The following is a 16,423-nucleotide window of genomic DNA, read 5'->3' on the forward strand; positions in this document are numbered from 1 at the left end:
TCACCTACGTCAACAGCGTCTATTTCGGCGGCGACCAGGCGACCTTCAACGCACGCATGGCGAGCCTGGGGCAGGCCGACAACCAGTGGCCCTACACCTTCACGCAGCAGCCTTCGCAGGTGCCGACGGTGGTGAAGACGGTGTCGCTGACGCAGCGCCCCACCGCGGTGAAGACCAGCGCGTTCGGTGGCGCGAGCCGGGCCTGGGTCGCGACGCAGGACGGCACGCTGCACATCTACGCCCTGGACGGCTACGCCAACGGCGCTTCGCCTCCGGCACCGGCGGCGAACGCCCTGACGGAGGTCGGCTCGGTCACGGGCATCGGCCGCAACCCGACCTCGATCGCCCTCTCCAAGGGCGAGCCGAGCGGCAACACGCAGACGCAGGTGCTGGTGAATTCGCGCACTGACCGCAAGGTCTCGTGGGTGCGCTTCTCGAACAACGGCAACAACAGCGGCAGCATCGTGCGCACCTTGCAGGACACGCGCCTGGCCGACCCGATCGCGGTCGAGGACGCGGACAACTTCGCCACCATGGGCTACGTGGTGAGCGTGGCCGACTACGCCGGCAGGGCACTGCGCAACTACCGCTACGGCCCGGTCGTCTTCGCCGACGGCAAGGCCTGCCCGACCACGACCAGCTGCCCGGTGACGCCGACCGGCAACGTGGCGATCGAGTACGCCGGCGCCATGGCCTACCCGGGCAAGCCGTTCCAGATCAAGACGGCCAACGTGCCCTGACCGGCAGAGCCTGCCCATCGGCAAGCACCACGAAAAACGGCCCGCTTCCAGCGGGCCGTTTTTTTTGCGAGACGCGGCCGTGTCGCGTCGCTAGCGCATCGGGAAGCGCCTCAGCATGGTGCGGCCGAGCGAGGTGATCTCGTTGACCATTGCCGGCGGCTGCGCATAGCCGTCCAGCGTGCGCATCGGCTTGGGAATCGCCGCCTTCACATGCCCGGCCATGCTGAGCACGCGCAAGGCGTCGATGTCAGCGCCGCCAGCGACGGCGACGGGCAGCTCTTCGGCTGCCAAACGATGAAGTAGGTACATGGCCACGGCCACAGTATGCCGCGTGCGCCCCGGCCGGCTGCTTAAACTCGCCCGACCCACTTCAAGCACAGCGCCATGCAGATCCAGGAAGCCGTCACCAGCCGCCAGTCCATCCGGGCCTTCCTGCCGACCCCGGTCGACAGCGACACCATCCGCCGGGTGCTGACCCTGGCCGCGCGCGCGGCATCGGGCGGCAACCTCCAGCCCTGGCACATCGACGTCCTGGCGGGCGGCGCACTGGCGGCGCTGCGGGCCACCATGCGCGAGCGGCTGGCCCAGGGCGGCGAACCCGAGCCGACCGACTACGACATCTACCCCGCTGCGCTGCGTGCGCCCTGGCGCGACCGGCGCTTCCAGGTCGGCGAGGCGATGTACGCGCGCCTGGGCATTCCGCGCGAGGACAAGGCGGCGCGCCGGCGCTGGTTCTCGCGCAACTTCGATTTCTTCGGTGCCCCGATGGCGCTGTTCTGCTCGGTTGATCGCAGCATGGGCCCGCCGCAGTGGTCGGACCTGGGCATGTACCTGCAGACCGTGATGCTGCTGCTGCGCGGCGAGGGCCTCGACAGCTGCGCCCAGGAGTGCTGGGCGATCTACCCGGCGACCGTCGCCGCCGCGATCGAACTGCCGCCCGAGCGCATGCTGTTCTGCGGCATGGCGATCGGCCACCGCGATCCGGCCCATGCCGTCAACGCCCTGGTGAGCGACCGCGCGCCGGTGGACGAATGGCTTCGCTTCAGGAGCGCCTGAGCGTTCAGCCCGCCGGCTGAACGTCGCTGAAACGCGGCGTCCGCCGCTCGACATTGGCGCGCACCGCCTCGGTCTGGTTGGGACTGCCGATCAACGCCTTCTGCTCGAGCGACTCGGCCAGCAGCAGTTCGGCCGCGCCGGCCGCCATCGCCGCATTGAGCAGCCGCTTGCCGGCGCGGATCGCGTCGGGGCTTTTCTGCGCGATCCCGTGCGCCATCGCCAGCGCCTCGGCCAGTGGATCGGCCGCCAGGCGGGTCGCGAATCCGAGGGCCAGCGCTTCCTCGCCGGAAAAGATGCGCCCGGTGAACGTCAGCTCGCGCACCACGTCGTCGCGCGCCAGTTCCCGCATCAGGACGATGCCGCCCATGTCGGGCACCAGCCCCCACTTGATCTCCATCACCGACATCTTCGTGTCCGGCGCGACCAGCCGCACGTCGGCGCCGAGCGCCACCTGGAAACCGCCGCCGAAGGCCACGCCATGCACCGCGGCGATGACCGGCACGGGCACCTGACGCCAGACCATCGCCACCTGCTGCGCCGCATTGGCGATGCCGTGGGTGCGCACCATGATGTCGGCGCTGGCGGCGCCTTCGCCGATCACGGAGGAAGCGGCGCCCTCCCCCATGCGCTCGAAGGACTTCATGTCGAGGCCGGCGCAGAAGGCCTTGCCGCGACCGGTCAACACCACCGCACGCACGTCCGGCGCGTCGCGCAGGCGCTCGCCGGCCTCGATCAAGGCGTCGAACATCGCCGGATCGAGCGCATTCATCTTGTCGGCGCGCGTCATGTGGAGTTCGACCACGCCGTCGGCGTGGCGGATGGATTCGATGCGATCGTTCACGGTGTCTCCTGGTGTTCGGTGGGAGCGAGTATCGATGCTCGGCGATGATGGCGATGTCGCCCAGTCAACAAAGAGAAAGCTCCCGCCTTGCCGCTTGCCCGCCGCCAGTTCCTCCGATCCGCAGCCACCGTCGCGGTCGTCGCCCTGATGGGCGAGACGCGCGCGCGGCCCGCCGGTGCCGACCGCCTCGGCTTCAGCGCGGTGCCGGCCACCTTGCGCGACGCGGTCACGGTGCCGCCCGGCTACGAGGCGCAGGTGCTCTATCCCTGGGGCAGTCCAACCGGCATCGCCGGCGCGATGCCGGCCTTTGCGCCGGACGCCTCGAACAGCGCCGCCGACCAGGCGGTGCAGGCTGGCATGCATCACGACGGCATGCATTTCCTGCCGCTCGACGGCAGCGCCGATCGCGGCCTGCTGGTGATGAACCACGAGTACACCGACGAGCAGCTGCTGCATCCCGACGGCGCCAGGCCCATGACCGCCGACAAGGCGCTGAAATCATTGCATGCGATGGGCGTGTCGGTGATCGAGATCGCGCTGACGCCGGCCGGCTGGCGCCAGGTGCTGCCCTCGCGCTTCGCCAGGCGCATCCATGGCCAGACGCCGATCCGCATCGCGGGCCCGGCGAGCGGCAGCCCGCTGATGCGCACCGCCGGCGACCCGGCCGGCGAGCGGGTCGCCGGGACCTTCGCCAATTGCGCGATGGGTGTCACGCCCTGGGGCACCTACCTCACTTGTGAAGAGAATTTCCATGTCTATTTCGGCGCCCCGAAGATATCGCCGACACCCGCACAGCGCCGCTACGGGCTGGGCGCCGGCGCCTGGGTCGACTACTGGCGCGTCGACGAGCGCTTCGACATCGCAAAGCACCCGAACGAATCGAACCGCTTCGGCTGGGTGGTCGAGATCGACCCCTTCGATCCCGCGTCCATGCCGGTCAAGCGCACGGCGCTCGGCCGCAAGCACCAGGAAAGCGCGACCTGCACGCTGACCCGGGACGGCCGGCTCGCGATCTACATGGGGGACGACTCGAACTTCGAATACGTCTACAAGTTCGTCAGCCGGGACAAGGTCTGGCCCGGCAATGACGCGGCGGCGCGCGCAGCCAACCGCGACCTGCTCGACGAGGGTACGCTGCACGTGGCGCGCTTCGACGCCGACGGCCGCGGGCAATGGCTCGCGCTGCGGCACGGCCACGGCGGGATCGACGCCGCCAGCGGTTTCGCCAGCCAGGCCGAGGTGCTGATCCATGCGCGGCAGGCGGCCGACATCGTGGGCGCGACCCGGATGGACCGGCCCGAATGGATCGCGGTCGATCCGGCGAGCGGCGCGGTCCATGTCGCGCTGACCCACAACAGCCTGCGCGGACAGCCGGGCATGCCGCCGGTCGACGCCGCCAACCCGCGGGCCGGCAACATCTTCGGCGGCATCCTGCGCTGGCGTGAAGACGCGGGCGACGCAGCCAGCAACGGCTTCGCCTGGGACCACTTCGTGCTGGCCGGCGGCCCCGCGGTGCCGGGGTCCGGCGCGCGCTATCCGAACGCCGAAGCCGATGCCTTCGGCTGCCCCGACGGCCTGCATTTCGACAGCGCCGGCCTGCTCTGGATCCAGACCGACATGAGCGGCAGTGCCATCGGCAAGGGACCGATGGCCGCCCTGGGCAACAACCAGATGCTCTGCGCCGATCCGGCCAGCGGCCGAATCAAGCGTTTCCTGGTCGGCCCGGGCGGCTGCGAGATCACCGGCTGCGTGCTGACCCCGGACTGCCGCAGCCTGTTCGTCAACATCCAGCATCCGGGCGAAACACGCGCCGACGGCAGCGGCTCGCCGAACAGCGCCTGGCCCGATGGCACGCTGCCCGGCAGCGCGCGGCCGCGTTCGGCCACCGTCGTCGTGCGACGGCGCGATGGCGGTATCGTCGGCACCTGACAACGACAAAAGGAGAGGAACGACACCATGGCCATTCGCATTGTTCGCCTTGGCAGCGACCGCGCACCGGGCGAGGGGCTGCGCATCGGCACCGTGCGCCGGCCGCCGCGCGGCGTCCCCAAAACCGAATTCGCGTCGCAGAACTGGTATGACGTCTGGTATCCCAACCTGGCGCCGTCGGTCGAGACGATGAAGCAGGCCCAGGCCGCCCAGGCTTCGGGCGTGCCCGCCCAATGGGCCGCCTTCGGGCGCAAGTACAAGAGCGAGATGGCCGAGGCGGACGCCAGCCGCAGCCTGGACCTGCTGGCGGCGCTGTCGCACCAGACGGCGTTGTCGATCGGCTGCTACTGCGAGGACGAGGCGCGTTGCCATCGGTCCTTCCTGCGGGCGCTGCTGTTGGAACGCGGGGCGGATGTGGCGGATTGAAGGCGTGAAGAAATCGAAAGAAGTCGCGAAGACGCCCCTCCCAAAGGCACCGGCATGGCGCACCGACCTCGTGATCACCGCGGCCCTGGCCGCCATCTTCCTGGCGTGCGTCGTCGTTTTTCGGATGCCCGACGACGACCGGATGCGCGTCTCGAATCCCCAGTCCATCCGCGACCTGAGCACGCACATCGGGCGGGTGGAAGGGCTGGCCGAGGACGCCGGCACGCTGGAGATCGTGCTGGACCAGCCGACGCCGACCTACGATGCCAGCGCCCTGACCGACCTGGCAAAGAGCGCGCTCGTGATTTCGCGCGGCTTGCAGATGTACTTTTCCGAAGGAAAGGGCACGACCATCCGATTCGTCGCCAGGATGCCGGCGACGGGCATCGAGCGGTTCGTGACCAGCGAACGCGTGCTCGCCGTGGAGTTCTGGCGCAGCGACCTCATGGGCCTCGACTATGACGGCGAGTTCGAGTTCCAGGACCTGCTCAACATCTCGAAGGGCGTGGTCTACAACCAGGCCACGGACAAGCGCTACGTGGAGGCCTTCTGCGCCGACCCGATCGCCACCACGGCGGCCGCGTTCTGCACGCGCGAACGCCGCTAGCCGGGGTTCGTGACCAGGGCCGGGCGCCGGGCCGTCCAGGCCGCCAGCCAATCGACGACCTGCTCCGCCGGCATCGGGCGGGCGATGAAATAGCCCTGGGCCAGGTGGCAGCCCACCTCCTGGAGCAGCCGCCAGTCGTCCTCCGTCTCGACGCCCTCGGCCACAGACTGCATCCCGAGGCGCCTGGCCATCTCGATGCTTCCTTCCAGGATCGGGCGAATGACCGCGTTGGTGCGCGCACCGCGCACGAAGCCGCGGTCGACCTTCAGTTCGGTGAACGGGATGTCGCGCAACTGCGCCAGCGACGAGTGCCCGGTGCCGAAGTCATCGATCGACAGCCCGAAGCGCTGCACGCGCAGCCGCACCAGATTCTCGAGCGGCGTCGTCGACGAGGCGCCCAACCGGCTCTCGGTGACCTCCAGGATAAGGTCCCCGGGCTGCATGCCCATCTCGTTGACGATCGCGATCACCCGGTTGGCGAAGTCGGGCGCGCCCAGGCTGGCCATCGACACGTTCACCGCCACCCGCGTGCCGAAGCCGGCGATGCGCCAGCGGGCGATCTGCGCCAGGGCCTCGCGCAGGGCCCACTCGGTCATGGGGTCGATCAGTCCGCTGGCCTCTGCCAGGTCGATGAAGCGGTCCGGCATCACCAGTCCCTGCGCGGGGTGCTGCCAGCGAATCAACGCCTCCAGGCTGGCCAGCGATCCATTGCCCAGGTCCACCTTGGGCTGGTAGTGCAGCACCCACTGGCCCAGCCTGTGTGCCGTTCGCAGGTCGTCCTCGGTGACGGGGGGCTGCACCCTCGCCGCCGGGCGCGAAGCGGTTCGGGATTTCCAGTCGTCAAGCAGCCCTCGCAGTCCCTCGCGGCTGGCCGGCTTCTCAAGCGCCCCGAGCAGGACCAGCCGACTCCGGCCCAGCAGGCGCTGCACGGTCTGCAGCACGCGGGTCCCCTCGCCGCTCAACAGGATCACGCCGCCGCCGAAGCCCTGCTGGTCGAGGATCCGGAGCAACTCGATGCCGTCCATGCCGGGCATGTTCAAGTCGCAGATGAGCACATCGACGGCGCCAGGATCGGAACGCATCAGGTCCAGGGCGGCCTCGGCGCTGATCGCGGTGCCGACGCGCCGATACCCCATGGCGGCCAGCAGCCGGGCCAGGGTGGCGAGCATCAGGGGATGGTCGTCGACCAGCAAGATGCCCGGCTGCCCGGCATCGACTTCGCCGCCGTCGAGCCGGCCAGGCAGGGAGTCGCCGGGATCGCCAGAATTCGTCATGACTGCCGAGGCTACTGCAAGGTCCCCAAAAGCAAAAAGGCCCCGTACAAGGATGTACGAGGCCTGAGGCCGCTGCCAGGACGACAGCGGAGGAGACATGCGGGGGCGGTCAGTTCGATTCGTCGACCACCTTCGACGTCCGGACGCCGTGAACAACCAGGGCACCGGCTGCGCCGAGAACGAACAGGAGAGTCAACATACAGGCATTCCAGGGGTCAAGAGGCCTCGATTTTGGGGTAAACCCTAGGCCTTTGCCGAAGGCCTTCCGCATAACCACGTTGGCTTCAGGTGGTGCTCAATCTTGCGCCAGACCACTGACCCGGCGCCAGCGCAGCAGCCGCCTCAGCGCATCGCCCGCGCGATCCCCCGGGCCGCCGTGCGCAGCGTGTCCAGTTGCTGCAGCGCAGCCTGAAGCGGCATCCGCACCGCCGGCGCCTGCAGGGCCACGGCGCAGCGCACCGGGCCCTGCGGCTCGTCACGCACCGGCACCGCGACGCACACCAGCCCGTCGATGAACTCCTCCGCGTCGACCGAATGGCCGTCGCGCCGGATCTGGTCGAGCTCGGCTTCCAGCGCTTCGCGCGAACGCAGGGTGTGGGCGGTGTAGCGCTGGTACTGGAGCCCGTCGAGCAGGCGCTCGCGCTGGGCCTTCGGCAGATGGGCCAGGAACAGCTTGCCGCTGGCCGAGCAGTGCAGCGGGACTCGCGAGCCGGGCCCGAGCTCGAGCCGCAGCGGGAAGGCCGTCTCGACCCGGTCGAGGTAGATCACCTCGGCGCCCGACAGCGCCGTCAGGTTGCAGGTCTCGCCCACGTCGGCCACCAGCTGGCGCAGCACCGCGTGCCGCACGCCGGTCGACGTGCTGCCGCGAAGCACGGTCTCGGCGAAGCGCATCAGGCGCGGCGTGATCGCATAGCGGCGGCCGTCGCCGCCGCGCGCCAGCAGGCCGCCGGCCTCGAGCTGCTGCAGCATCCGGTGCACCGAGGGCTTGGGCTGACCACTCAGGCGCACCACATCGACCAGGGTCTGCGGCTCGGGCGCGGCGCACACCAGCTCCAGCAACTGGAGCAGGCGGAGCCCGGGCGTCGCAGCCTGTTCGGCCTCGTCGGGCAAGGCCGGGGATTCGGAAGAACTCATCTGAAATCTCGAAAATCGAGACTAATTAAAGAATAATTCCGAGATTTTGCAGCAATTTCGATAAAGTACCCAGCAGTGACATTCCGATCTCAATGAATATTCCCCTGGACAACCTGGTCATCACGGGCGCCTGCGGCGGCCTGGGCCGCGCGTTGGCGGCCGAAGCCCTCGGCCGCGGCGCCCGGGTCGCGCTGGTCGGGCTCGACCGCGCCACGCTCGATGCGCTGGCCGCCACGGCCCCAGGCCGGTGCGCGGTCTACACCCCGGACGTCAGCGACAGCGTCGCGATGCAGGCGATGGCCGCGGACTGGACCCGCCGCTTCGGCCCGCCCGACGCCGTGATCGCCAACGCCGGCGTGGCGGGCGGCTACGACACCGCGCAGGCCTCGGACCTGGCGGTGTTTCGCCGCATCCTCGAGATCAACCTGCTCGGCGTCGCCACCACCTTCCAGCCCTTCTTGGCCGCGATGCGCGAGCGCGGCCACGGCACGCTGGCCGGCATCGCCAGCCTGGCGGGCCGCCGCGGCCTGCCCGGCAACGGCGCCTACTGCGCCAGCAAGGGCGGCCTGATCCGTTACCTCGAGAGCTTGCGCGCCGAGCTGCGCGCGAGCGGCGTGCGGGTCTGCACCGTGAGCCCGGGCTACCTGCGCACCGCGCTGACGGCAGGCAACCGATTCGCGATGCCCGGGCTGATGGCGCCCGAGGCCGCGGCCCGCGCGATCCTGCGCGCGCTCGGCCAGGGGCGCGCCCAGCTCGTGCTGCCGCGCCGCCTGGGCTGGTTGTCGAATGCGCTCGGCCTGCTGCCCGATGCATGGCACGATGCGCTGCTGCTGCGCCAGCCGCGCAAGCCGCGCGCCGGCGAGCCGGGTGCCACGCCGATTCCGGGCTTGTCCGCCAACGCAGCGCCGCGCGCGCCCGCATCCCCCACCGAACCCAGCGCCCGCTGAGCGCCTGTTTCCCATTTCGCCGGAGTCTTCTTTCGTGAGCCAACCTGTGTCCGCACCCGTGCCCTCGCACCAGCAAATCGCCCTGATCGGCGCCGGCCCCTCGGGACTGGCGGGCGCGCGCAACCTGCAGAAGCTGGGCATTCCCTTCCAGGGCTTCGAGGCCTACGACGACGTCGGCGGGCTCTGGAACATCGGCAATCCGCGCAGCACGGTGTACCAGTCGGCCCACCTGATCTCGTCCAAGCGCACCACCGAGTTCGCCGAGTTCCCGATGGCCGACAGCGTGGCCGACTATCCGAGCCATACCGAACTGAGCCGCTACTTCAGCGACTTCGCGGACCATTTCGACCTGCGCCGCCACTTCCGCTTCGGCACCCGGGTGATCCGCGTCGAGCCGGTGACCGAGAGCGCGTCGACGCTCTGGCGCGTCAGCGTGGACGCCGGCGACGGCCGCATCGAGAGCGCCGAGTACAAGGGCGTGATCATCGCCAACGGCACCCTGTCCGAGCCCAGCATGCCGCGCTTCGAAGGCCGCTTCGACGGCGACCTGCTGCACACCTCGGCCTACAAGCATGCGCGGCTGTTCGAGGACAAGCGCGTGCTGGTGGTCGGCGCCGGCAACAGCGGCTGCGACATCGCGGTCGATGCGGTGCACTACGCGAAGAGCGTCGACATCTCGGTGCGGCGCGGCTACTACTTCGTGCCCAAGTACATCTTCGGCAAGCCGGCCGACACGCTCGGCGGCAAGCGGCCGCTGCCGGCCTGGATCAAGCAGCGGCTCGACGCCAAGGTGCTCAAGTGGTTCACCGGCGACCCGGTGCGCTTCGGCTTCCCGAAGCCGGACTACCGCATGTACGAGTCGCATCCGGTGGTGAACTCGCTGGTGCTGCACCACATCGGCCATGGCGACATCGGCGTGCGCGCCGACATCGCCCGGCTCGATGGCCGCACGGTGCACTTCARGGACGGCAGCGCACGCGACTACGACCTCATCCTGTGCGCCACCGGCTACAAGCTGCACTATCCGTTCATCGACCGCACCTGGCTCAACTGGCAAGGCATGGCGCCCAAGCTCTACCTCAACATCTTCGCGCCAGGCTTCGACAACCTGGCGGTGCTCGGCATGATCGAGGCCAGCGGCATCGGATGGCAGGGCCGCTACGAGCAGGCCGAACTGGTGGCGCGCTACTTCAAGGCGCAGTCCGAAGGCCGGCCGCAGGCAGCCGCGATGAAGCAGGCCAAGGCCGGCCCGACGCCCGACCTGTCGGGCGGCTACAGCTACCTGAAGCTCGAACGCATGGCCTACTACGTCAACAAGGACGCCTATCGCCGCGCCGTGCGTGAAGCCGCCGCGGCGCTGGCCTGAGAAAGCCGCACATGCTGCCTGTCGACGAGGTCCGCCTCAACTTCAACCCGGCCTCGCTGATCGCGCTCAACGCGGTGCTCGGCTTCCTGATGTTCGGCATTGCGCTGGACACCCGCATCGCCGACTTCAAGCGCGTGGCACGGATGCCGGTGGCGATGGCGGTCGGCATCGCGGCGCAGTTCATCGTGCTGCCCGCTGTCACTTTCTGCCTGACGCTGCTGCTCAATCCGGCGCCGAGCATCGCGCTGGGCATGATCCTGGTGGCCTGCTGCCCGCCGGGCAACGTGTCGAACATCCTGACCCACCGCGCCGGCGGCAACGTGGCGCTGTCGGTGTCGATGACCGCGATCTCGAACCTGATCTCGATCGTCGTGATGCCGCTCAATTTCGCCTTCTGGGGCGGGCTGCACCCGACCGCGTCCGCGCTGCTCAAGACCATCGCGCTCGATCCGGCCGAGATGGTGCTGCACATCGTCGCCATCATCGGCGCGCCCTTCGTCATCGGGCTGGCCTGCTCGCACTACCTGCCGCGGCTCACCGAGCGCATCAAGAAGCCGGCGCGCATCCTGAGCTTCGTTTGCCTGATCGGCTTCATCCTGGCGGCGATCGCCGGCAACTGGCGCTACTTCCTCGACTACGTGAGCCTGGTGCTGCTGGCGGTGGTGCTGCATGACGCGCTGGCCTTCGCCACCGGCTATGCCTGCGCCACGGCCACCGGGCTGGCGGAGTACGACCGCCGCGCGGTCAGCTTCGAAGTGGGCATCCGCAACGCCGGCCTCGGGCTGGTGCTGATCTTCAGTTTCTTCGGCGGCCTCGGCGGCATGGCGGTGGTCGCCGGCGTCTGGGGCTTCTGGGACATCGTCGCGGGCCTCGGGCTCGCCGCCTGGTGGGCGCGCCGCCCCCTGTCTTCACCGGCCGCGCGTTCGGCCTGATTCCCATGGATGCAGTTCTGCCCATCGCGGCACGCCGCGTGCTCGTCACCGGCGCCGACGGTTTTCTCGGCCGCACGGTGGTGGCCGCCCTCGCCGCCCTGCCCGACATCGACTGCGTGGTCGCACTCGACGTCCGCGAGGTGCCGGCCATGCGCCGCGTGCCCGGCGTCACCTATGCCGTGCAGGACGTGCGCGATGCCCGGCTCGGCGCCACGCTGAAGCAGCACGCGATCGACGCCGTGGTGCACCTGGCGTCGATCGTCACGCCCGGCCCGGGCAGCACGCGCGAGTTCGAGTATTCGGTCGACGTGCTCGGCACCCGCAACGTGCTCGAGGCCTGCGTCGCGCAGGGCGTGCGCCACATCGTGGTCTCGTCGAGCGGCGCCGCCTACGGCTACCACGCCGACAACCCGGCCTGGATCGACGAGGACGACGCGCTGCGCGGCAACGCCGCCTTCGCCTACGCCGACCACAAGCGGCTGGTCGAGGAAATGCTGGCCGCCTGGCGCGTCGACCATCCGGCGCTGCAGCAGACGGTGCTGCGCATCGGCACCATCCTGGGCACGCAGGTGCACAACCAGATCACGGCCCTGTTCGAGAAGCCGCGCATCCTCGCGATCCGCGGCAGCGACAGCCCCTTCGTCTTCATCTGGGACGAGGACGTGACCGGCTGCGTGGTGCACGCGATCACCTCCGGGCGCACCGGCTGCTTCAATGTCGCGGGCGATGGTGCGCTGACCCTGCCGCAGATCGCCGCGCTGCTGCGCAAGCCGCTGCTGTCGCTGCCGGCGTCGCTGCTCAAGCTCGCGCTGACCGTGGGCTCGCGGCTGGGCATCAGCCGCTACGGCCCCGAGCAGCTCGATTTTCTGCGCTATCGCCCGGTGCTGTGCAACAAGCGGCTCAAGACCGAGTTCGGCTACGTGCCGAAGAAGACCAGCCTGGAGGCCTTCATGGCGTTCAAGGCGGCGCGTGCGGCGCGCGGCCCCAGCACGCCATGAGCAGCACGCCTGCCCTCAGCCGCGGCGACCTCGCCCGCGCCCTGTGCGTGGTGCTGATCTGGGGCCTGAATTTCGTCGCCATGAAGCTCGGGCTGCAGGACCTGAGTCCGATGCTGCTGGGTGCGCTGCGCTTCGCCGCCGCATCTTTGCCGCTGCTGCTGTTCGTGGCCCGGCCAGCGCTGCCCTGGCGCTATTTCGCGGCCTATGGGCTGGCGCAGGGCGTGGGCCAGTTCGGCCTGCTGTTCCTCGGCCTCCAGCTCGGGATGACCGCGGGCATGGCCTCGGTCGTGATGCAGACCCAGGCCTTCTTCACGCTGCTGCTGGCCGGGCCGCTGCTCGGCGAACGCGCGCGGCGCGACCAGTGGCTCGGCCTCGCCGTGGCGCTCGCGGGCCTGCTGGTGATTGCCACCGCGCACGGCAACGGTCCCGGCCAGATGACCTTGATCGGCTTCATCCTCACGCTGTCGGCCGCGTTCATGTGGGCCGCCTCCAATGTCGTGGTGCGCTTCGCGGTACGGACGACGCCGGGCTACGACCCCTTCGGCTTCATCGTCTGGAGCAGTGTGGTGCCGGTGCTGCCATTTCTCCTGCTCGCGGTGGCGATGGACGGATCGGCGCAGATTCTTCGCCAGCTCGGCGGGCTCGACTTGCGGGCGCTGCTGGCGGTGCTGTTCCTGGCCTGGTTCGCGACCCTGCTCGCCTACACGCTCTGGACGCGCCTGCTGCAGCGCCACCCGGCCGGCCGCGTGGTGCCGTTCTCGCTGCTGGTGCCGGTGGTCGGCCTCGCCGCCGCGGCGCTGGCCTTCGGCGAACGCCCGAGCCCGGCGCAATGGCTCGGTACCGCCGCGGTGCTGGCCGGGCTGGTGATCAACCAGGGCATGGCGGGGCGGCTGCGGGGCTGGTGGAAGCGGCGGCCGGCCAGCGTCTAGCGTTGCGCCTTGTCCTTCTGGTTCTGGGCCTCGATGCGTTCGCGCGCGGCCAGCCAGTCGGCGTCGCTCCACTCCCGCAGTTCGTAGAAGTTGCCGCCGGTGGCCATCGCATTGCCGCCGTCCATCATGATGCTCTGCCCCGTGAGCCAATCGCACTGCCCCCGCGCCATCAGGAAGGCCGCGAGGTTCTGCAGCTCGCTCATCATCCCGGTGCGCGCCATCGGGTTGTTGGCCTTGCTGCGGGCGCCGGGCTCCTCGCCGGGGTTGAGCCGCTTGCTCATGCCTTCGGTCGGAATCTCGCCCGGTCCGACCGCATTGAGGCGGATGCCGTAGCGCGCCCACTCGATCGCCAGCGACTTGGTCATCACCTCGATGCCGGCCTTGCTCATCGCCGACGGCACCACGTAGGGGCTGCCGTTGTCGACCCAGGTCACGATGATGCTCATGACGCTGCGGTACGGGTCGCCGGCCTTCCACTTGCCCTGCTTCGCCTCGGCCACCCAACGCTTGCCCACGGCCTGCGTGACGTAGAAGCTGCCGTGGAAGACGATGTTGGCCACCGCGTCGAAAGCGCGCGGCGACAGCGCCTCGGTCGGCGAGACGAAGTTGCCGGCCGCGTTGTTGACGAGCCCCGTCAGCCCGCCCGAATGCCACAGGCTGTCGGCCATCTCGTCCACCGCCTGCGCATTGCGGATGTCGACGCCGAAGGTGTCGATGCGGCGCTCCGGAAACCGGCTGCGCCACTGGGCCGCCGTCTCTTCGCACACGCTTTGCCGGCGGCCGCAGATCGCGACGTCGGCGCCGAGGGCGAGGAATCGCTCGGCCATCGCGCGGCCGAGTCCGGTGCCGCCGCCGGTCACGAGAATGCGCTGGCCGGCCATGAGATCGTTCTGGAACATGAAGGTCTCCTTGTCTTGTGTGAATCGGGCGGTTGCAAGGCGCATCGTAGAGCGCCTGCGCCGAGCCGGTAAGCTCTATCTCGCCGCCACTTTTCTTTTCTCAAGGACGCCCGCCGATGCCGACCTCTGTCCCCGCCGAAGCCCCCTTCATGCCGCTGGCCGGCGTGCGCATCCTGAGCCTGGCGCTCAACCTGCCCGGTCCCGCCGCGCTGATGCGCTGCCGCGCCATGGGCGCCGCCTGCCTCAAGTTCGAACCGCCGGCGGGCGACCCGATGGGCCACTACAACCGGCCGGCCTATGCCGCGCTGCACGAGGGCGTGACGGTGGAAGTGGTCGACCTGAAGGCCGACGCCGGCCGTGACAGGCTGCACGAGGCGCTGGACGCCACCGACGTGCTGCTGACCTCGTTCCGGCCCTCGGCGCTGGCCAAGCTCGGGCTCGACTGGGCGGCGCTGCAGGCCCGCCACCCGAGGCTGTCGCAGGTCGCGATCGTCGGCGCACCCGGCGAGCGCGCCGAGGAGCCCGGCCACGACCTCACCTACCTGGCGGAAAGCGGGCTGGTCACCGGCACCGCATTGCCGCCCACGCTCTTCGCCGACATGGGCGGCGCCTTGCTGGCCAGCGAAGCGGTGCTGCAGGCGGCCCTGCGCACCGGCGCTTCGCACACCGCCGGCATCTACCGCGAAGTGGCGTTGAACGCCGCCGCCGACTGGCTCGCACTGCCGCGCACCTGGGGGCTGACGCAACCGCAGGGCGCGGTCGGCGGTGCCCACGCGGGGTACCGGGTCTATCCGTGCGCCGATGGCCGGGCGGCGGTCGCGGCGCTCGAACCGCATTTCGCCATCAGGCTGTGCGAAGCGGCAGGACTGCCGGCGGGCGACATGCTGTCGCCGGCGATCCACGAGGCGCTGGCGCAATGGTTCGCCCGCCGCAGCCGGGCCGAACTCGACGCCATCGCCCGCGAGCGCGACCTGCCTCTGCTCACGCTGGCCGGCTGATCCGCGCCCCCGCGGCTACTGAGCCACCTGGACCCAGCCCACCGGGCAGGCCTGGACGGTCGGGAAATAGCCGATCGGGTTCTGGCAGTACCAGAGCGCCGGAGCGCCGCTCACCACGACCACGGGCGGCGGCCCATAGAACACCGGAACGCCGACCACCACGACACGGTGGAACGGAAAGCCGGGTCGGACCGGAAACACGGGATGAACCGGGAACGCCGGTCGTCCCGGCACGACGGCGACGCGCGCAACCCCTGGCGCCGTGCGGAACGCGCGATGGACGCCGCCGGGGCTGCCTCCTTGCATGCCGTTGCCATTGAAGGCCAGGCTCGTCGTCGCGCCGCCAGCCACGGCGGCCGTCATCGCGAGGGTCAGTGCGAATCTCTTCATGGAGCACCTCCGCCTGAAGTCGGTGTTGGACTTCGGCCGAAGGCCGGGAGTTCAGGCGCGCCGCCCGTGTCAGAGTGTCTGCACGAACGCCACCATCCGCCCGCGCTCCGCGGCATCCGGCAGCCGGCCGCGCATGGCGCCGAGGTTGTCCGCCATGTGGCCCGGATCGGAGGTGCCCGGAATCACCGCCGTGACCCGCTCGTCGCCCAGCAGGTACTTGAGGAAGAACTGCGCCCAGCTGTCGGCAAAGCCCGTCGCCCACTCGGGCAGCGGCTTGCCGCGCACCGCCCGGAACAGCCGGCCGCGGCCGAAGGGCAAGGCCGTCAGCACGCCGGCACGCATGTCGGCCGCAAGGGGCAGGATGCGCGCTTCGGCTTCGCGGTCGTCGAGCGAATAGCCGATCTGCACGAAGTCCGGTTTCTCGCGCGCCAGCACCGCCTCGATGGCCGTGTAGTCGCGATGCGAGGTCGAGGTGATCCCGGTGTAGCGGCACAGGCCCTCGGCCTTCCAGGCCTTGAACCGGGCCAGCGACTGCTGCGGGTCGCGCACGTTGTGGAGCTGGAGCAGGTCGACCCGGCGCGTGCCGAGCCGGGTCAGCGAGCGCTCGAGTTCGGCGGCGTCCGGCGCTTCGAGCTTGGTCGCGACGAAGACCCGGTTGCGGCCGCCGGCGGCCGGCATCGCCTGGCCCAGCACCCGCTCCGCATCGCCGTAGACCGAGGCGGTGTCGATCAGCCGGCCGCCGCCCTCGAGCAGGGTCCGCACGACCTGCGCCGCGGCCTCGCGGGTCCGGGCGTCGTCGCTGTCGAACACGCTGGCGGTGCCAAGGCCGACCGCCGGCAGGCGCTCGCCCGTGGCGGGAATGGCGCGCAGGATCAGGGCGCCTCCCCGGTCTTGCGCGAACACGCCGGGCGGCCACGCCACCGCGGCCGCCAGCGCGGAAAAGCTTCGCCGTGTCAT

The 16,423-nt window shown here is 70.1% G+C and carries 17 protein-coding genes and 1 pseudogene; 11 read left to right on the forward strand and 7 right to left on the reverse strand.

All coding sequences use genetic code 11. The features are described from left to right. Positions 1-740 (forward strand): annotated as a pseudogene (locus AC1DF3_RS32455) (hypothetical protein); the annotation flags it as partial. A gap of 90 nt (positions 741-830) precedes the next feature. Here AC1DF3_RS32455 and AC1DF3_RS32460 read toward each other — a convergent pair. Further along, complete coding sequence (locus AC1DF3_RS32460; protein ID WP_286533089.1) at positions 831-1,049, reverse strand: hypothetical protein; 219 nt, start codon at positions 1,047-1,049, stop codon at positions 831-833. Between the two features lie 75 nt (positions 1,050-1,124). Between AC1DF3_RS32460 and AC1DF3_RS32465 the strand changes: the two genes are divergently transcribed. After that, positions 1,125-1,796, forward strand: a complete 672-nt coding sequence (locus AC1DF3_RS32465; RefSeq protein ID WP_478142172.1) for a nitroreductase — start codon at positions 1,125-1,127, stop codon at positions 1,794-1,796. Between the two features lie 4 nt (positions 1,797-1,800). Here AC1DF3_RS32465 and AC1DF3_RS32470 read toward each other — a convergent pair whose 3' ends face one another. Then, positions 1,801-2,637, reverse strand: a complete 837-nt coding sequence (locus tag AC1DF3_RS32470; RefSeq protein ID WP_478142173.1) for a crotonase/enoyl-CoA hydratase family protein — start codon at positions 2,635-2,637, stop codon at positions 1,801-1,803. Between the two features lie 87 nt (positions 2,638-2,724). On the opposite strand from AC1DF3_RS32470, the gene AC1DF3_RS32475 reads away from it, so the two are divergent. Genes AC1DF3_RS32475 through AC1DF3_RS32485 form a run of 3 tightly spaced genes read left to right on the forward strand, consistent with a single transcriptional unit; the run spans position 2,725 to position 5,599 of the window. Further along, the gene (locus tag AC1DF3_RS32475) at positions 2,725-4,566 is read left to right on the forward strand and encodes a PhoX family protein (protein WP_478142174.1); all 1,842 of its coding nucleotides are present in this window, start codon (positions 2,725-2,727) and stop codon (positions 4,564-4,566) included. A gap of 27 nt (positions 4,567-4,593) precedes the next feature. Then, entirely contained in the window at positions 4,594-4,992 is a 399-nt protein-coding gene (locus tag AC1DF3_RS32480; RefSeq protein WP_286533083.1) for a DUF488 domain-containing protein, read from the forward strand. A gap of 4 nt (positions 4,993-4,996) precedes the next feature. Continuing rightward, positions 4,997-5,599, forward strand: coding sequence for a hypothetical protein (locus AC1DF3_RS32485; protein WP_478142175.1), 603 nt, complete (start codon positions 4,997-4,999; stop codon positions 5,597-5,599). On the opposite strand, the gene AC1DF3_RS32490 is transcribed toward AC1DF3_RS32485, so the two are convergent. Both AC1DF3_RS32490 and AC1DF3_RS32495 read right to left on the reverse strand, forming a co-directional pair. After that, positions 5,596-6,873, reverse strand: coding sequence for an EAL domain-containing response regulator (locus tag AC1DF3_RS32490; protein WP_286533081.1), 1,278 nt, complete (start codon positions 6,871-6,873; stop codon positions 5,596-5,598). The genes AC1DF3_RS32485 and AC1DF3_RS32490 overlap by 4 nt on opposite strands. Before the next feature lie 342 nt (positions 6,874-7,215). Beyond that, positions 7,216-8,007, reverse strand: a complete 792-nt coding sequence (locus AC1DF3_RS32495; protein WP_478142176.1) for an IclR family transcriptional regulator — start codon at positions 8,005-8,007, stop codon at positions 7,216-7,218. Positions 8,008-8,099: 92 nt separating this feature from the next. Here AC1DF3_RS32495 and AC1DF3_RS32500 point away from each other — a divergent pair, with 92 nt between their 5' ends. Genes AC1DF3_RS32500 through AC1DF3_RS32520 form a run of 5 tightly spaced genes read left to right on the forward strand, consistent with a single transcriptional unit; the run spans position 8,100 to position 13,179 of the window. Then, complete coding sequence (locus AC1DF3_RS32500; RefSeq protein WP_286533079.1) at positions 8,100-8,954, forward strand: SDR family oxidoreductase; 855 nt, start codon at positions 8,100-8,102, stop codon at positions 8,952-8,954. A gap of 34 nt (positions 8,955-8,988) precedes the next feature. After that, positions 8,989-10,320 (forward strand): flavin-containing monooxygenase, encoded by a 1,332-nt coding sequence (locus tag AC1DF3_RS32505; RefSeq protein ID WP_478142177.1) that lies wholly within the window; start codon positions 8,989-8,991, stop codon positions 10,318-10,320. A gap of 11 nt (positions 10,321-10,331) precedes the next feature. Then, positions 10,332-11,252: a bile acid:sodium symporter family protein gene (locus AC1DF3_RS32510; protein WP_286524015.1), complete on the forward strand. Its 921-nt coding sequence runs from the start codon at positions 10,332-10,334 to the stop codon at positions 11,250-11,252. A 5-nt stretch (positions 11,253-11,257) separates the two neighbouring features. Continuing rightward, on the forward strand, positions 11,258-12,250 hold the full coding sequence (locus AC1DF3_RS32515; RefSeq protein WP_286533077.1) for an SDR family oxidoreductase: 993 nt from the start codon (positions 11,258-11,260) through the stop codon (positions 12,248-12,250). Continuing rightward, on the forward strand, positions 12,247-13,179 hold the full coding sequence (locus tag AC1DF3_RS32520) for an EamA family transporter (RefSeq protein ID WP_478142178.1): 933 nt from the start codon (positions 12,247-12,249) through the stop codon (positions 13,177-13,179). Before AC1DF3_RS32515 ends, AC1DF3_RS32520 begins: the two co-directional genes overlap by 4 nt. On the opposite strand, the gene AC1DF3_RS32525 is transcribed toward AC1DF3_RS32520, so the two are convergent. After that, on the reverse strand, positions 13,176-14,078 hold the full coding sequence (locus AC1DF3_RS32525; protein WP_478142179.1) for an SDR family oxidoreductase: 903 nt from the start codon (positions 14,076-14,078) through the stop codon (positions 13,176-13,178). The genes AC1DF3_RS32520 and AC1DF3_RS32525 overlap by 4 nt on opposite strands. A gap of 116 nt (positions 14,079-14,194) precedes the next feature. On the opposite strand from AC1DF3_RS32525, the gene AC1DF3_RS32530 reads away from it, so the two are divergent. Continuing rightward, the gene (locus tag AC1DF3_RS32530) at positions 14,195-15,076 is read left to right on the forward strand and encodes a CoA transferase (RefSeq protein ID WP_286533074.1); all 882 of its coding nucleotides are present in this window, start codon (positions 14,195-14,197) and stop codon (positions 15,074-15,076) included. A 15-nt stretch (positions 15,077-15,091) separates the two neighbouring features. Here the strand turns inward: AC1DF3_RS32530 and AC1DF3_RS32535 are convergent, their stop codons facing one another. Both AC1DF3_RS32535 and AC1DF3_RS32540 read right to left on the reverse strand, forming a co-directional pair. After that, the gene (locus AC1DF3_RS32535) at positions 15,092-15,466 is read right to left on the reverse strand and encodes a hypothetical protein (RefSeq protein ID WP_286533073.1); all 375 of its coding nucleotides are present in this window, start codon (positions 15,464-15,466) and stop codon (positions 15,092-15,094) included. Between the two features lie 69 nt (positions 15,467-15,535). Then, positions 15,536-16,423, reverse strand: a complete 888-nt coding sequence (locus AC1DF3_RS32540) for an aldo/keto reductase (RefSeq protein WP_478142180.1) — start codon at positions 16,421-16,423, stop codon at positions 15,536-15,538.

The organism is Variovorax sp. 10N432 (genome assembly GCF_056394465.1).

Excerpts from the sequence above, each read along its gene's own strand:
- AC1DF3_RS32515 (WP_286533077.1), top strand. The coding sequence starts at position 11,258 with ATGGATGCAGTTCTGCCCATCGCGGCACGCCGCGTGCTCGTCACCGGC.
- AC1DF3_RS32535 (WP_286533073.1), bottom strand. The coding sequence starts at position 15,466 with ATGAAGAGATTCGCACTGACCCTCGCGATGACGGCCGCCGTGGCTGGC.
- AC1DF3_RS32500 (WP_286533079.1), top strand. The coding sequence starts at position 8,100 with ATGAATATTCCCCTGGACAACCTGGTCATCACGGGCGCCTGCGGCGGC.
- AC1DF3_RS32460 (WP_286533089.1), bottom strand. The coding sequence starts at position 1,049 with ATGTACCTACTTCATCGTTTGGCAGCCGAAGAGCTGCCCGTCGCCGTC.
- AC1DF3_RS32540 (WP_478142180.1), bottom strand. The coding sequence starts at position 16,423 with ATGACACGGCGAAGCTTTTCCGCGCTGGCGGCCGCGGTGGCGTGGCCG.
- AC1DF3_RS32510 (WP_286524015.1), top strand. The coding sequence starts at position 10,332 with ATGCTGCCTGTCGACGAGGTCCGCCTCAACTTCAACCCGGCCTCGCTG.
- AC1DF3_RS32525 (WP_478142179.1), bottom strand. The coding sequence starts at position 14,078 with ATGTTCCAGAACGATCTCATGGCCGGCCAGCGCATTCTCGTGACCGGC.
- AC1DF3_RS32495 (WP_478142176.1), bottom strand. The coding sequence starts at position 8,007 with ATGAGTTCTTCCGAATCCCCGGCCTTGCCCGACGAGGCCGAACAGGCT.
- AC1DF3_RS32530 (WP_286533074.1), top strand. The coding sequence starts at position 14,195 with ATGCCGACCTCTGTCCCCGCCGAAGCCCCCTTCATGCCGCTGGCCGGC.
- AC1DF3_RS32480 (WP_286533083.1), top strand. The coding sequence starts at position 4,594 with ATGGCCATTCGCATTGTTCGCCTTGGCAGCGACCGCGCACCGGGCGAG.
- AC1DF3_RS32465 (WP_478142172.1), top strand. The coding sequence starts at position 1,125 with ATGCAGATCCAGGAAGCCGTCACCAGCCGCCAGTCCATCCGGGCCTTC.
- AC1DF3_RS32490 (WP_286533081.1), bottom strand. The coding sequence starts at position 6,873 with ATGACGAATTCTGGCGATCCCGGCGACTCCCTGCCTGGCCGGCTCGAC.
- AC1DF3_RS32520 (WP_478142178.1), top strand. The coding sequence starts at position 12,247 with ATGAGCAGCACGCCTGCCCTCAGCCGCGGCGACCTCGCCCGCGCCCTG.